Raw genomic sequence first — 14,096 nt, 5'->3', positions numbered from 1 at the left:
CTTGTGCCCGGGACATTAGGCGCGCTCTGTATCAAGCGTTTGAATGTCGCATCACGATCGCCGCTCTTCGATCACCCTGGAAAGGGTTGCGAAATCACTGCTCAGGGCGGATCCAGTTGAAGGTGCGCTGCACGGCGGCTTGCCAGTTGGCGTATTCGGTGGCGCGGCGGGTGGGGTCCATGTTCGGGAGCCATTGGCCGGCGCGGTGCCAGTTGGAGCGGAGGCCTTCGAGGTCGGGCCAGTAGCCGACAGCCAGGCCGGCGGCGTAGGCGGCGCCGAGGGAGACGGTTTCGGTGACCATCGGCCGGACGACGCGTACGTCGAGCAGATCAGCGAGGAACTGCATGAGCAGATTGTTCGCGGTCATGCCGCCGTCGACCTTGAGCGCGGTGAGCGCGATTCCGGAGTCGGCGTTCATCGCGTCGACGACCTCGAGGGTCTGGAAGCCGGTCGCCTCCAGGACCGCGCGGGCAAGGTGGCCCTTGGTGATGTAGCCGGTCAGGCCGGCGATGACGCCGCGCGCCTCGCTGCGCCAGTGCGGTGCGAACAGACCGGAGAAGGCCGGGACGATGTAGGCGCCACCGTTGTCGTCGACCGTCCGGGCCAGCGTCTCGATCTCGGCCGCGGTGTGGATCAGGCCGAGGCCGTCACGGAACCACTGCACGAGCGAGCCGGTGACCGCCATCGAGCCTTCGAGCGCGTACGACGCTGGCTCGTCCCCGATCTGGTAGGCGACCGTTGTGAGCATGCCGTGCTTGGACCGGACGATCTCCTGGCCGGTGTGCAGCAGCAGGAAGGAGCCGGTGCCGTAGGTGCACTTCGCCTCGCCGGCACTGAAACAGGTCTGCCCGAACAGCGCTGCCTGCTGGTCGCCGAGGGCCGCGCCGATCCGGACCCCGGGCAGTACCTCGGTCGCGGTCGCGAAGACTCCCGACGACGGCCGGATCTCCGGCAGTACGGCGCGCGGCACGTCGAAGGCCGCGAGCAGCTCGTCGTCCCATTCCAGGCTGGCGATGTTCATCAGCATGGTCCGGCTCGCGTTCGTCACGTCGGTGACGTGCAGCCCGCCGTTCGCGCCGCCGGTGAAGTTCCAGATCAGCCAGGTCTCCATGGTGCCGAACAGCACCTCGCCGCGTTCCGCACGAGCGCGCAGCCCGGGAGTGTGGTCGAGCATCCATTTCAGCCGCGGTGCCGAGAAGTAGGTGTTCAGCGGCAGACCACACAGATCCGCGAACCGGTCCAGGCCCTCGTCACCGGCGAGCTCGGCCACCAGCCGGTCGGTCCGGGTGTCCTGCCAGACGACGGCGTTGCCGATCGGACGGCCGGTGGCGCGGTCCCAGAGCAGGCTGGTCTCGCGCTGATTGGTGATGCCGATGGCAACGATCTGGCTCGGCGCCGCGCCGATCTGACGGAGTGCGGCCGGTACGACGCGGGTCACGTTCCGCCAGATCTCGGCGGCATCGTGCTCGACCCAGCCCGGTTTGGGGAAGAGCTGCCGGTGTTCGCGCTGCGCCACCGACACGAGTCGCCCGCGCCGGTCGAACAGGATGCAGCGGGTCGAGTTCGTGCCCTGGTCGACGGCGGCGACGTACTGCTCAGCCATTCAGGAGTCACCCCGCAGGTCGCGTGCGATGGCCTCGGCGGTGGCGCGGACCATGGTGACGAGGTCCGTGCGGTGCCGCAGGCGGCTGTCGCAGATCCGCTCGATCCGGCCGATCAGACCGACCGCGCCGACGACCAGCCCGCCGAGCCCACGGATCGGGGCCGCGATGCCGGCGGTCTCGATGGTGTGTTCCTCGAACTCGCCCGCCCAGCCGCGGCCGCGAACCGTGGCCAGTTCCTCGGCCAGCCGCGCCGGGTCGGTGATGGTTCGGGTGGTGAAGGCTTCGAGGCGCTTCGGCCGGGCCGCACCGCTCGCGTCATAGGCGAGCACGGCCTTGCCCAACGCGGTCGCGTGCGGCGGCAACGTCGTACCGACGTCGAGGTCCTGGTCGCTGTCATCGGGGCGGAAGACGTGGTGCACGATGACGACCTTGCTGTCGACGAGCCGGCCGACGCGAACCACTTCGCCGCTGCGCGCCGCCAGTGAATCGGCCCAGTTGATCGCGCGGCTGCGCAACTCGTTCGGGTCGAGGTAGCTCTCACCGAGCCGGCCGAACGCGTCGCTCAGGTGATAGTGCGCGCCGCTGCGGTCCTGCTCGACGAAACCGACTTGATGCAGTGTCCGGAGGATGCCGTGCACGGTCGTCTTGGCCAGGCCGAGCGCGTTGCCGACATCCGCGACCCCGAGCCCGTTGGGAGCAGCCGCGAGTAGCCGCAGCACGGCCGCAGCCCGCTCGATCGACTGCACGCTCCCCGGCACCCCCGCAGGCTACCGGTCAAAGCAGCGTCTGGCTCTACTCCGTGGCGATGGCCTGCAGAACGTTCAAACGCGCTGCACGCCGTGACGGCCAGACCGCAGCGAGTACGCCGATCACTCCGGACACGAGAACGGCGCCGACCAGCTGGAGCACCGGGATGTCGAGCTCGCTGAGGCCGTCGTCGACGAGCACGTTCTGCATCGCGGCCGCGGTCAGCACACCGACCGCGAGACCGAGCAGCGCGCCGAGCAGTGTGACCGCGATCGACTCGACCCGCAGCATCCGGCGCAGCTGCGGACGGTCCATCCCGATCGCCCGCAGCAGACCGATCTCCCGGGTGCGTTCGACGACGCCGAGGGCGAGGGTGTTCACGATGCCGAGGATCGCGATCAGGATCGCCAGGGCCAGCAGCATCCCGATCACCGTGGTCACGGCATCCACCGGTCCGCGGGCCTGAGCGGCGTACGCCTGCTGGTCGCGGACCTGGATCGACGGGTAGTCCTTCAGGCCCTCCAGGATCGCCGTACTGGCCTGGGCAATACCGGTGCCTTCGGCAACATCGACGTACAGCAGCGAGTCGGCCGGGGCGCCGCCGAGCTTCTCGTACGTCGCCAGCGAGATCACGACCGCGTTGAGCTGACGGTTCGGGGCCAGGATGCCGGCCACGGTCAGGCGGTGTTTGCCGGTGGTGGTGGTCAGGGTGATGGTCTGGCCGGGGGAGACGTGGAGGGACTTGGCCATCGTGCGCGGTACGACGGCTTGGCCGGTCGCGAGGCCGTCGAGCGAACCGGAATCGAGGGCGACCGTGATCGGGCCGTCGAGCGTTCCGTCGCCGACACCGGTGACCTTGACCGGGAGATCGCCGGCCTTGCCGTCCTGCTGCCGGACCTGATGGACACCCGCGATCCCGCCGACCTGGCGGATCCGGTCGGCGACCTGCGGACCGAAGGTGTCCGGGTCGGACGAACTCACGACCAGGTCGGAGGTACCGATCGCGGCCGCGACATTCGCGTCGATCGACGCCTTGGCCGAGGCGCCGATCACCACCAGCCCGCTGATCAGTGCGACCGAGATCATCAGCGCCGACGCGGTGGCCGACGTACGGCGCGGGTTGCGCTCGGCGTTGCGGCGGCCGAGCGTGACCGGGGCCTTGTGACCGAACGGCGCCATCAGCCCGCGGACGACGTACCGGCTGACCAGGGGACTGGTCATGACGATGCCGAGCAGCGCCATCGCCGACGAGAGTCCGATCAGGAACGCGCCTGGCATGCCACCGGCATAGTCGCCGATCAGGTAGAGCACCAGCGCCATCAGCAGGAGGAACGCACCGGCCAGCAACCGGACCAGCAAGGAGCGTTCGGGGATCGTCGCGCCGTCGCGCAGGGCGGTCATCGGAGGCAGGCGGCCGGCGCGGCGGGCGGCTGGGTAGGCGGCGCCGACGGTGAGCAGGACGCCGAGCACGTAGCAGGCGATGATCGTGGCCGGCGTGATCTGCAGACCGGCGCTCGGGATCGCCGCGCCGAGCCCTTCGTAGGCGAAGGTGATTCCGGCCGCGACCGCGATACCGAGCAGCAGGCCGAGGGTCGAACCGATCAGCCCGATCACGACCGCTTCAGCGAGGACCGTGCCGGTGACCTGGCCGCGCGACGCGCCGATCGCACGCAGCATCGCGAGCTCGCGGGACCGTTGCGCGACCTGCATCGCGAAGGTGTTGACGATCAGGAACGCACCGACGAACAGCGCGAGCCCGGCGAACATCAGCAAGATCGAACTGAATCCGCCGAACGTCGTGTCGAGCGCGGTCTCACCATCGGCCTCGACCTGCGCCGCCGTGCGGACCTTGAACGTCTCACCGACCGTCTTGGCGATCGCCGCACGGACTTGTTCGGTATCCGCGCCCGGCTTCAGCGCGACGGCGATCGACGTCCAGCCCGGCTTGCCGAGCAGCACGAGCTGAGCGGTCGCGGGGTCGAACGTGACCAGCGGTGCGCCCGCGGCCGGACCAGCCTGGGCAGGTGTCGTGATCGCGGTCAGGGTGGCCGTCACGGGCCGGGTCGCGGTGACGATGCGCACCTGATCGCCGAGGCCGTAACCAGCCTTCGACGCGGTCGACTCGTCCAGCCCGAGCTCCGCCGTACCCCAAGGTTGTTTGCCGTCGAGCAGCCGGAACGGCGAGGTCCGTACGGCGTGCGGCCAGCCGGCGCCGTACGTCGGGAGACCGTAGGTGTCGATCGGGGTGCCGTCGGGTTTGCGGATCTGCACGTCGCTGACCAGCAGTTGCGCGTCGGCGTCGGCCACCCCGGGAACGGCGGCGACCTGGCCGACGACCGCAGCCGCGAGCGTCGCGGGTGGGCCGGTGCGCGCCTCGACCGGATCGACCGGCGTGATCGTGATGTCCGCCGTACTGCCGGCGTACTGCTTCTTCAGAGCGGTCGAGAGGGTGTCGGTGAAGACCATCGCGCCACCGACGAACGCGATCCCGAGCACGACCGCGACCGTGCAGAGCACGAACCGCAGCCGGTGCGCCAGAACCGAGCGCAGGCCGATCCTCAGCATCAGCCGGCCACGGCCGGATCGAGACTCTTCATCGTGTCGAGGACGGTCTCGGCGGTCGGGTCGAGCAGCTCCGAACGCAGCCGGCCGTCGGCCAGGAACAGAACCCGGTCCGCGTACGACGCCGCGGTCGGATCGTGGGTGACCATCACCACGGTCTGCCCGAACTCACGCACCGACCGGTGCAGGAAGCCGAGCACATCGGCCGACGACTGCGAGTCGAGGTTGCCGGTCGGCTCGTCGGCGAAGACCACCTCGGGCCGCGACGCCAGCGCACGGGCACACGCGACCCGCTGCTGCTGGCCGCCGGACAGCTCGGACGGCTTGTGCTTGAGGCGGTCGGTCAGCCCGATCGTGTCGATGACCGTCCGCAGCCACTCCCGGTCCGGCGTGCGGCCGGCCAGGTCGAGCGGGAGCGTGATGTTCTCGTACGCCGTCAGGGTCGGCACCAGGTTGAACGCCTGGAACACGAAACCGATCCGGTCCCGGCGCAGATGCGTCAACTGCTTCTCGGGCAACCGGCTCAGCTCGACATCACCGACCCACACCTGACCGGCCGTCGGCTGGTCCAGACCGGCCAGGCAGTGCAGCAGCGTCGACTTGCCCGACCCCGACGGCCCCATGATCGCGGTGAACCGGCCCTTGCCGAAGTCCGCGGTGAGCTCGACCAACGCATCGACCTGGGTCTGGCCCACGCCGTACCGCTTGGTCACGCCGATCGCCCGGACCGCAGGTGTCTGTTCCACGCTCATGCGACGAACGGTATCGAGTGAGGGTTCCTCGTCAGCCGTCGACGCTGATGAGGTCTACACCGGCGGACTCGACGACGACTTCTTCGACTGATCGCTGCGGTAGCGGAGGAGGTGTGCCACCCCAGGACGGGCAGAGGGGTTTGTAGTCGCACCAGTCGCAGAGGGGGCCTGGGCTGGGGCGCCAGTCACCGGACTCCAGGGCGCGGCTGATCGCGGTCCAGAGCGCGCTGACCTTCCGCTCGCAGGCGCGCAGATCGGCCTCGTCGGGGATGTAGCGGACGATCTCACCGTTGCCCAGGTAGACCAGCTGCAACATCGCCGGCACGACGCCGCGCAACCGCCACAGCACGAGGGCGTAGAACTTCATCTGGAACAAGGCCTTGGCCTCGAAGAACTCCGACGGCGACCGGCCGGTCTTGTAGTCGACCACCCGGATCTCGCCGGTCGGCGCGACATCGAGACGGTCGACGTAACCTCGCAGCACCAGGCCCGACTCGAGCTCGGTCTCGACGTAGAGCTCGCGCTCGGCGGGCTCCAACGCGTTCGGGTCCTCGAGAGTGAAGTACTTGCCGAGCAGTTTGTGCGCCTCGGCCAGCCAGCTCGCCAGCTCCTCGCCGCTGGCGTCCTCGGCGAACAGCCCGGCCACCTCCGGCTCGGCGGCCAGCACCTGCTGCCACTGCGGCTCAAGCATCTCGGCCGCCTGCTCCAGCGTCCGCTGACCGCGGGGGAGATCGAACAGGCGCTCCAGCACACCGTGCACGACCGTGCCCCGGACCGCCGCGGACGACGGCTTTTCCGGCAGCCGGTCGACGACGCGGAACCGGTACTTCAGCGGGCAGCTCATGAAATCGGCCGCCCGGGACGGCGACAGCGCTCCACGCGGATGCCCGTTGACTGGTACCTCGGCCGCAACACTCATACCGGAACCCTAGGCGCTCCCGCCGACACTTTCGGACAGAAGGGCGGAAAGGCTCCCAGGGAATTCCCAGCGGACTTTCGGCCAACTATCGGTTCGGCTTGCCAAGCTCTGAGTATGAAGCCACCACGTGAGCACGATCTCGGCCTCGAATACGACCTCGGCACCCTGCGCCGGCGGAAGGTGCTGAGCCTGTTCGCCGGTGCCGGGTTGGTCGCTCTCGCGGGCTGTTCACCCGACTCGTCGACCACCTCTTCGCCGTCGGCCACGCCATCAGCCACGGGATCGACGTCCACCACTCCGTCCACATCGACGGCCGGTGTCGACGAGATCCCGGGCGAGACCGCCGGCCCTTACCCAGGTGACGGCTCCAACGGGCCGAACGTGCTCACCGAGTCCGGCATCGTCCGCAGCGACATCACCAAGTCGTTCGGGTCGGCCTCCGGCACGGCGACCGGCGTACCGCTGACTGTCGAGCTGACCATCCTCGACGCCGACAAGGACACCCCGCTGACCGGTGCGGCCGTCTACGTCTGGCACTGCGACGCGCAAGGCCGCTACTCGCTCTACTCCGACGGAGTCACCAACGAGAACTACCTGCGCGGTGTCCAAGCCACCGACGCCGACGGCAAGGTGACCTTCACGACCATCTTCCCCGCGGCGTACCCGGGCCGCTGGCCACACATCCACTTCGAGGTCTACGCCAGCCTGTCCGACGCGACCGCCGCCGGGAAGATCAGTGCGACCTCGCAGCTCGCCTTCCCCGAGAACGTCTGCCACGCCGTCTACGGCACCGAGGGGTACGACGGGAGCGCGGAGAACATGCGCCGTACGTCGCTTGCCGACGACAACGTGTTCGGCGACGACGACGGCGTACACCAGCTCGCGACGGTCGCCGGAGACGCGGTCCAGGGGTACACGGCGAAACTCGATGTCGGCGTTTGAGCCGGGTTGGTAGCAGCTTGTTACCGCTGGACCAGTAGCGTTGGAGCGATGGCTGAGTCGCGTGATCCCCAGAGCCCCGCCCAGCCGGCCGGCCCACCGCCGCCCGGTACCTGGGTTCTCGGTCGTGTCCGTGGGATCCGGCTGACCATGCGGTTCACCTGGCTGCCGGTGGCGATGCTGCTGGCGTTCGGGTTCTCCGCGGTGATCGGGCAGCAGTTCCCGCAGATCGGCGCCTGGCGCTACGTCGCGTCGTTCGCCTTCGTGGTCGCGTTCACGCTGTCGATCCTGATCCACGAGCTGGCGCACGCACTGATGGCTCTGAGGTTCGGGATCGGCGTGTCGGAGATCAACCTCGGTTTCTTCGCCGCGGGTACGCATATCGAGGGCGAGCGGAAGACGCCGTTCGAGGAGTTCGCGGTGTCGGTGGTCGGGCCGATCGCCTCGCTGGTGGTCGGCGGTCTGGCGTACGTCGGCTCGCGCGCGGTCGACGATGGTGTCGCGTACATCGCCTTGTGGCAGCTGGCGGTCGCGAACCTGATCGTCGGTGTCACCAACCTGCTGCCCGGCCTCCCGCTGGACGGCGGTTGGGTGGCGCGGGCGCTGGTCTGGAAGATCACCGGCAACATGCACACCGGCACCATCGTGGCCGCCTGGGGCGGCCGGATCCTGGCGATCCTCGTACTGGCCGCGCCGGTCCTGCTGGAGGAGATCTTCGGCCGGCAGCCGACGCTGATCGACTTCCTGATCGCCCTCGCGGTCGGGTTCTTCCTGTGGATGGGCTCCACCGCCCAGCTGATGCAGGCCCGGCTGCGCCAGAAGCTGCCGACCCTTCAGGTGCGCACGATGGCCCGCCGCGCGATCGCGGTGCACACCGGTACGCCGATCTCCGAAGCGGTCCGGATGGCCGGCGACGCACACGCCGGTGCGGTCGTGGTGATCGACGGCGACGGCAAGCCGCACGCGCTGGTCTCGGAGAGCGCAGTCGCCGCAGTCGCGCCGAACCAGCGGCCGTGGACCACGGTGAGCGAGGTTTCCACCCGGATCGGCGCGGGCCACATCATCGGTGTGAACGACACCGGCGAGGAGATCCTGAAGACGATCCGCGAGCACCCCGCCTCGGAGTACCTGGTCCTCGACGCGGCCGGCAGCGTCTACGGCGTACTGGCGACCGCCGATATCGAACAGGCCTTCCGCGGGCGCTGACCACCTCGGTTACGGCGCGAGGGTCACCGAAAGTTAAGGTGAGCGCCTTATGGCTGACTTGCGCGACTTTCCCGACCAGGCGTACTCCGGGGTCCATCACGGCCCGCTGCAGGCGGGGGAGTGGATCACCCTGCAGGACTCCAAGGGCCGCCGGCACTCGGTGTTCCTGGAGCGTGGAAAGGTTTTCCACACCACCAAGGGCGGTATCGAGCACGACGAGCTGATCGACGGCCCGGACGCCGTCGTGATCCGCTCCAAGGGTGGCGTCGAGTACCTCGCGCTGCGGCCGCTGATGGCCGACTACTCGGTCTCGATGCCGCGTGGTGCCGCGGTGATCTACCCGAAGGACACCGCGCAGATCGTCACGATGGCCGACATCTTCCCGGGCGCGAAGGTGGTCGAGGCCGGCGCCGGTTCCGGTGCCCTGACCACCGCGCTGTTGCGTGCCGTCGGCATCCACGGCCAGGTCATCTCGTTCGAGCGCCGTGAGGATTTCGCCGAGGTCGCGCGGAAGAACGTGGCCGGTTTCTTCGGCGGCGAGCACCCGGCCTGGCGGCTCGAGGTCGGTGACCTGGTCGAGAACCTGAACGAGCAGGACGTCGACCGGATCATCCTGGACATGCTGGCCCCCTGGGAGTGCGTGGACGCCGCTGCAGGGGCCCTGAGCCCCGGTGGGGTGTTCTGCGCGTACGTCGCCACCACGACCCAGCTGAGCCGGGTTGTGGAGACGCTGCGGGCACACGGCGAATTCACTGAGCCGCGCGCGTGGGAGTCACTCGTGCGAGACTGGCACGTGGAGGGACTGGCGGTTCGTCCGGGACACCGGATGCAAGGTCACACCGCCTTTCTGGTCACCGCCCGACGGATGGCGCACGGGGTTCAGGCACCCCGGAAGAAGCGCCGGCCGGCACCGGGCGCGTACGGCGACGACTACCAAGGCCCCCGTCGGGGTGACGGTTCCGGAGATGTGCCGGAAACAACAGGTTCATCCGCAACCGACACGTGATGGGATTCAGCTTGCCCGGCGAGGTTTTCTGGGTAAGGTCCATAGGGTCGAGCCCCACATGGTGAGGTGATGATCGTGGCTGGAGACGAGAGTCCTACCGCGGCAGAGCTGCGTAACCAGGTCCGGTACCTGGAGGCCGAGGTCGCAGCGTTGCGGCGTCGGTTGTTGGAGCACCCGGCTGACAGCCGGTCGCTCGAAAGCAGGCTGTCCGAAACACAGGCCTCCTTGGCGAGTGTCACCGCTCAGAACGAGCGGCTGGCCGACACGCTGCGGGAGGCGCGAGAGAAGATCATCGCCCTGAAGGAGGAGGTCGACCGGCTGGCGCAACCGCCGTCCGGATTCGGCACCTTCCTCGGCCGCAACGACGACGACACGCTGGACGTGTTCACCGGGGGCCGCAAGCTCCGGGTGGCGGCCAGCCCGTCGATCGACCTGGACGCGCTGAAGCTCGGCCAGGAACTGATGCTGAACGAGGCGCTGAACGTGGTCGAGGCCTGCGACTTCGAGGTCGTGGGCGACGTGGTGATGCTGAAGGAACTGCTGGCCGACGGCGAGCGGGCACTGGTGATCGCGCAGGCCGACGAGGAACGGGTCGTCCGGCTCGCCTCGCCGCTGCTCGACATCGCGCTGCGCACCGGCGACTCGCTGCTGCTGGAGCCCCGCTCCGGCTATGTGTACGAGAAGATCCCGAAGTCCGAGGTCGAGGAGCTGGTCCTCGAAGAGGTCCCGGACATCGACTACACCCAGATCGGTGGCCTGGCCGGCCAGATCGAGGCGATCCGGGACGCGGTCGAGCTGCCCTACCTGCACAAGGACCTGTTCCTCGAGCACGAGCTCAAGCCGCCGAAGGGCGTGCTGCTCTACGGCCCACCCGGCTGCGGCAAGACGCTGATCGCGAAAGCGGTGGCGAACTCGCTGGCCAAGAAGGTCGCCGAGCGGACCGGGGTGGCCGAGCAGAAGTCGTTCTTCCTGAACATCAAGGGTCCCGAGCTGCTGAACAAGTACGTCGGTGAGACCGAGCGGCACATCCGCCTGGTCTTCCAGCGGGCCCGGGAGAAGGCATCCGAGGGGATGCCGGTGATCGTGTTCTTCGACGAGATGGACTCGCTGTTCCGCACCCGCGGATCCGGTGTCTCCTCCGACGTCGAGAACACCATCGTCCCGCAGCTGCTCAGTGAGATCGACGGTGTCGAGGGCCTGGAGAACGTCCTGGTCATCGGTGCCTCGAACCGCGAGGACATGATCGACCCGGCGATCCTGCGGCCGGGCCGGCTGGACGTGAAGATCAAGATCGAGCGCCCCGACGCCGAGGCGGCCCGGGACATCTTCTCGAAGTACCTGACCACCACGCTGCCGCTGCACGCCGACGACCTCAGTGAGTTCGGCGGCGACCGGGCCTCGTGTGTGAACGGGATGATCCAGCGCACCGTCGAGCGGATGTACACCGAGGCCGACGAGAACCGGTTCCTCGAAGTGACGTACGCCAACGGTGACAAGGAGGTCCTGTACTTCAAGGACTTCAACTCCGGCGCGATGATCCAGAACATCGTCGACCGGGCCAAGAAGATGGCGATCAAGGCCTACCTGGACGAGAACCAGAAGGGCCTGCGGGTGCAGCACCTGCTGCAGGCGTGTGTCGACGAGTTCAAGGAGAACGAAGACCTCCCGAACACGACCAACCCCGACGACTGGGCCCGCATCTCCGGCAAGAAGGGCGAGCGGATCGTCTACATCCGCACACTCATCTCCGGCAAGCAGGGCACCGAGCCCGGCCGTTCGATCGACACCGCAACGAACACCGGCCAGTACCTGTAAGTACGACGTACGAAGGCGATGGGCGACGTGTGTCCGCGAACCGCGCGGACCATGTCGCCTTCGTCGTGTTGTGCGGCGAGCGGGGGCTTCGCCACCCGCACCCCCTTGGTGCCGGGCGGACGTCGGCGCGCTAGGGGCCGCTCGGGGCTTTCCCCGATACCTTCAGGCGCAGGGCGGTCATACCGTGAGTGGTATGGCGACGGAGGATGTGCGTAAGGACCTGCGGGCTGCGGTGGCCGCTCGGCAGGAGCTGGGGCCGGAGTACGAAGCAGAGATCATCGAAGGCTTCCTGGAGCGGCTCGACGCCCAGCGCCGCGCGACCGCGCTCCCTGAACCGGTCCAGCCGCCGGCCTACCCGAGCCGTGAGAAGGACCCGGGTGGCCTGGCCCTGGCGATCGTCTCGATCGTCGCGGCGATCCCGATCACCGCGATCGCCGCCGACATGATCGGCCCGTTCGGCGTCGTGGTCAGCTGGGCAGGCCTGGTCGGTATCAACCTCGCCCGCTCGGTGAGCCGCCGCCGGTTATGAAGGGTTGACCGGTACGGCGTTCCCGGCGGCGTCGAAGGCGCGAATCTGCGCCTTCAGCCCGGCCGGTGACTTGCCGCCGTACTTCGCCCTGGTGTCGGTGTAGGCGAACCCGTCGGCCACGACGCCCTTCGTCCAGGGCCCGGCACCGCCCTGCCAGACGTAGCGGCTCTCGACCCGTGCGATCTCGGGCACCGCCCGATAGATCCGCCAGAACTGAGTAGCGCCCGTCACCGGAGTTTCGAACGCGCCGGTGGTGAGGATCGCCAGGCCCTGGGCAGCTGTCGGGCGGCGGTCCCAGTCGCTGTCCGGGATCGGGTTGTTGAGCGAGTAGGGCACGCAGACGGCCATCCGTTGGTGGTAGCCGTCGTTGGGCTCGCCATCGGCCGGGCGCCGCACCAGCAGGATGGAAGTCCGGCTGCCCGCGGTGCTGTCCAGGACGTATCGCGCCCAGACGACCTCGGTCGTGCCTTTCTCGATCAGGCACGCTGTCGACGCGATCGACGCGGCCGTGGGATAGGGACCGAGGTCGACTTCGGTCGGTACGACGAAGTCGCGAAGCGGTAGCGGAGTTGGCGGCTGGATACTGCGCGTCGGGCTGGAGCCGGCAGGGGGAGCGGCGGGTCCGGTCATCCCGCCGATCGCGACGGCACCGGCGGTGACAGCTGCCACGGCCGCCACGGCGATCGCGGGTACCCAGCGGCCGGCCGCCGTACGACGGGCCGGCCGGGCCTTGGCCATCACCTGCCGGCGCAGGCGGGAGTGCTGCTGCGGTGACAGCGGGGGCACGCGCGGAGGGTCGGTTCGAACAGTCATGACATGTCCTCCAGGAAGCTGTCCCGGCTCATCAGCTCGGGGAAGCGCCGGCGAGTGCGGTGAAGTCGCGCTTTGACAGTGCCGATCGGCACCCCGAGCGCGTCGGCGGCCTCGGCCTGGGTGAGGCCGGCCCAGACGACCAGCTCAAGCGTGTCGCGCTCGTGGCGGGGGAGCTTGTCGACTGCTCGGCGCACCTGCGACATCCGGCGTTCGTCGTCGAGCCGCTGGATGACGTTCCCGGCATGGTCGCCTGCGTGCGTGGGGTCGGGGAGCCGGTCCAGGAGGTTGCGGAAGCGAGCCGCCGTACGGGCCAGCGTGCGGCATTCGTTCGAGGCGACCACCAGCAGCCAGCCCCGAGCGCTGGAGCTCGTCAACGGGCCGGGCGGAGTGCGCTGGAAACGTCGCCACGTGTTGAGGAACGTGGCCTGGACGACGTCCTCGGCGGTCGCCCAGGACGCTGTTCGACGGAACGCGAACGCATGCACCGCGTCCGCATGCCGGTCGAACAGTTCGCCGAGCGCCTCCTGGTCACCGTCGCACAGGCGGCTCCACAACTCGTGATCCGAGGCCGGTGACGCCATCACGGGCTCCGTCTCGTCGGTCAGGATGATCTTCACACCTGTCTGTGACCGGTGCCCCTGCCGATGGTTGCATCAGAGCCGGGCCAGCACCCCGGCGAGACCTTCGTCCCGGTTGATCTTCATCGGAACGACCTCACCAGTGGGCCGATCAGGGCGGCGGTGTCCGGCATCACCGGCCACGAGGGGTCGTCCAGCTTCGCGATCAGCTCGGCCGGGGACATCCAGGCGCCCCACGCGACCTCCGATGGCTGGTGCTGGATCGGGCCGTCCCAGACGCAGCTGTAGAGATAGGCGTGGTACGTCGTGTTGTCATCCGCGTAATCACCTTCCGGCAGCTTCACCAGCTCGACGCCGCTGATCCCGAGTTCCTCGGCCAGTTCGCGCACCACTGCGTCGTACGGGTCCTCACCGGCCGCCACGACGCCGCCGGCCATGAAGTCGTAGTACGACGGGTAGACGTCCTTGGTGGCGGTCCGGCGGTGTACGTAGATGTCGCCGGCCGGATTCCGGACGAGTACGCCGGTTGCGGCGTGGCGCAGGTTGTCGCGGCGCATCACGGAGCGGGGCTGGGCGCCGATGACCGCGTTGCCGGCGCTGAGAATCGCCACCATTTCGTCCACTCG

At 68.7% G+C, this 14,096-nt stretch carries 13 protein-coding genes; 5 read left to right on the top strand and 8 right to left on the bottom strand.

The window, feature by feature from the left end:
* Positions 1 to 94 precede the first annotated feature (94 nt).
* The 5 genes from glpK to ACFCV3_RS11225 are packed head-to-tail and all read right to left on the bottom strand — an operon-like array spanning position 95 to position 6,584.
* Complete coding sequence (gene glpK / locus ACFCV3_RS11245) at positions 95 to 1,603, bottom strand: glycerol kinase GlpK (protein WP_376028837.1); 1,509 nt, start codon at positions 1,601 to 1,603, stop codon at positions 95 to 97.
* Positions 1,604 to 2,362 carry an IclR family transcriptional regulator gene (locus ACFCV3_RS11240; protein ID WP_376028835.1) on the bottom strand — a complete coding sequence of 253 codons (759 nt, stop codon included), beginning with the start codon at positions 2,360 to 2,362 and terminating at the stop codon, positions 1,604 to 1,606.
* Positions 2,363 to 2,396: 34 nt separating this feature from the next.
* A complete protein-coding gene (locus tag ACFCV3_RS11235) occupies positions 2,397 to 4,916 on the bottom strand; it encodes an ABC transporter permease (protein WP_376028832.1) in 2,520 nt (839 codons plus the stop codon).
* Positions 4,916 to 5,665, bottom strand: a complete 750-nt coding sequence (locus ACFCV3_RS11230) for an ABC transporter ATP-binding protein (RefSeq protein ID WP_376028830.1) — start codon at positions 5,663 to 5,665, stop codon at positions 4,916 to 4,918. Before ACFCV3_RS11230 ends, ACFCV3_RS11235 begins: the two co-directional genes overlap by 1 nt.
* 31 nt (positions 5,666 to 5,696) lie before the next feature.
* Positions 5,697 to 6,584 carry a RecB family exonuclease gene (locus tag ACFCV3_RS11225; RefSeq protein ID WP_376028827.1) on the bottom strand — a complete coding sequence of 296 codons (888 nt, stop codon included), beginning with the start codon at positions 6,582 to 6,584 and terminating at the stop codon, positions 5,697 to 5,699.
* A gap of 114 nt (positions 6,585 to 6,698) precedes the next feature.
* On the opposite strand from ACFCV3_RS11225, the gene ACFCV3_RS11220 reads away from it, so the two are divergent.
* The 5 genes from ACFCV3_RS11220 (at position 6,699) to ACFCV3_RS11200 (ending at position 12,079) form a co-directional block, all read left to right on the top strand.
* Positions 6,699 to 7,526, top strand: coding sequence for an intradiol ring-cleavage dioxygenase (locus ACFCV3_RS11220; protein WP_376028825.1), 828 nt, complete (start codon positions 6,699 to 6,701; stop codon positions 7,524 to 7,526).
* Positions 7,527 to 7,574: 48 nt separating this feature from the next.
* Positions 7,575 to 8,729, top strand: a complete 1,155-nt coding sequence (locus ACFCV3_RS11215) for a site-2 protease family protein (RefSeq protein ID WP_376028823.1) — start codon at positions 7,575 to 7,577, stop codon at positions 8,727 to 8,729.
* Positions 8,730 to 8,778: 49 nt separating this feature from the next.
* Entirely contained in the window at positions 8,779 to 9,735 is a 957-nt protein-coding gene (locus ACFCV3_RS11210; RefSeq protein WP_376028820.1) for a tRNA (adenine-N1)-methyltransferase, read from the top strand.
* A 69-nt stretch (positions 9,736 to 9,804) separates the two neighbouring features.
* Complete coding sequence (gene arc / locus ACFCV3_RS11205) at positions 9,805 to 11,550, top strand: proteasome ATPase (RefSeq protein WP_376028817.1); 1,746 nt, start codon at positions 9,805 to 9,807, stop codon at positions 11,548 to 11,550.
* A gap of 193 nt (positions 11,551 to 11,743) precedes the next feature.
* Positions 11,744 to 12,079, top strand: a complete 336-nt coding sequence (locus ACFCV3_RS11200) for a hypothetical protein (protein WP_376028815.1) — start codon at positions 11,744 to 11,746, stop codon at positions 12,077 to 12,079.
* Here the strand turns inward: ACFCV3_RS11200 and ACFCV3_RS11195 are convergent.
* The 3 genes from ACFCV3_RS11195 to ACFCV3_RS11185 form a co-directional block, all read right to left on the bottom strand.
* Positions 12,074 to 12,892, bottom strand: a complete 819-nt coding sequence (locus ACFCV3_RS11195) for a hypothetical protein (protein ID WP_376028812.1) — start codon at positions 12,890 to 12,892, stop codon at positions 12,074 to 12,076. The genes ACFCV3_RS11200 and ACFCV3_RS11195 overlap by 6 nt on opposite strands.
* Positions 12,889 to 13,509: an RNA polymerase sigma factor gene (locus ACFCV3_RS11190; RefSeq protein WP_376028810.1), complete on the bottom strand. Its 621-nt coding sequence runs from the start codon at positions 13,507 to 13,509 to the stop codon at positions 12,889 to 12,891. Before ACFCV3_RS11190 ends, ACFCV3_RS11195 begins: the two co-directional genes overlap by 4 nt.
* 83 nt (positions 13,510 to 13,592) lie before the next feature.
* Positions 13,593 to 14,084, bottom strand: a complete 492-nt coding sequence (locus ACFCV3_RS11185; protein ID WP_376030358.1) for an NUDIX hydrolase — start codon at positions 14,082 to 14,084, stop codon at positions 13,593 to 13,595.
* Positions 14,085 to 14,096: the final 12 nt, after the last annotated feature.

Source organism: Kribbella sp. NPDC056345 (assembly GCF_042262745.1).
In the GTDB taxonomy this organism is placed as follows: Bacteria; Actinomycetota; Actinomycetes; order Propionibacteriales; family Kribbellaceae; genus Kribbella.
Note: the sequence above shows the minus strand (reverse complement) of the source record. Positions and strands in the feature narration are given on the sequence as shown.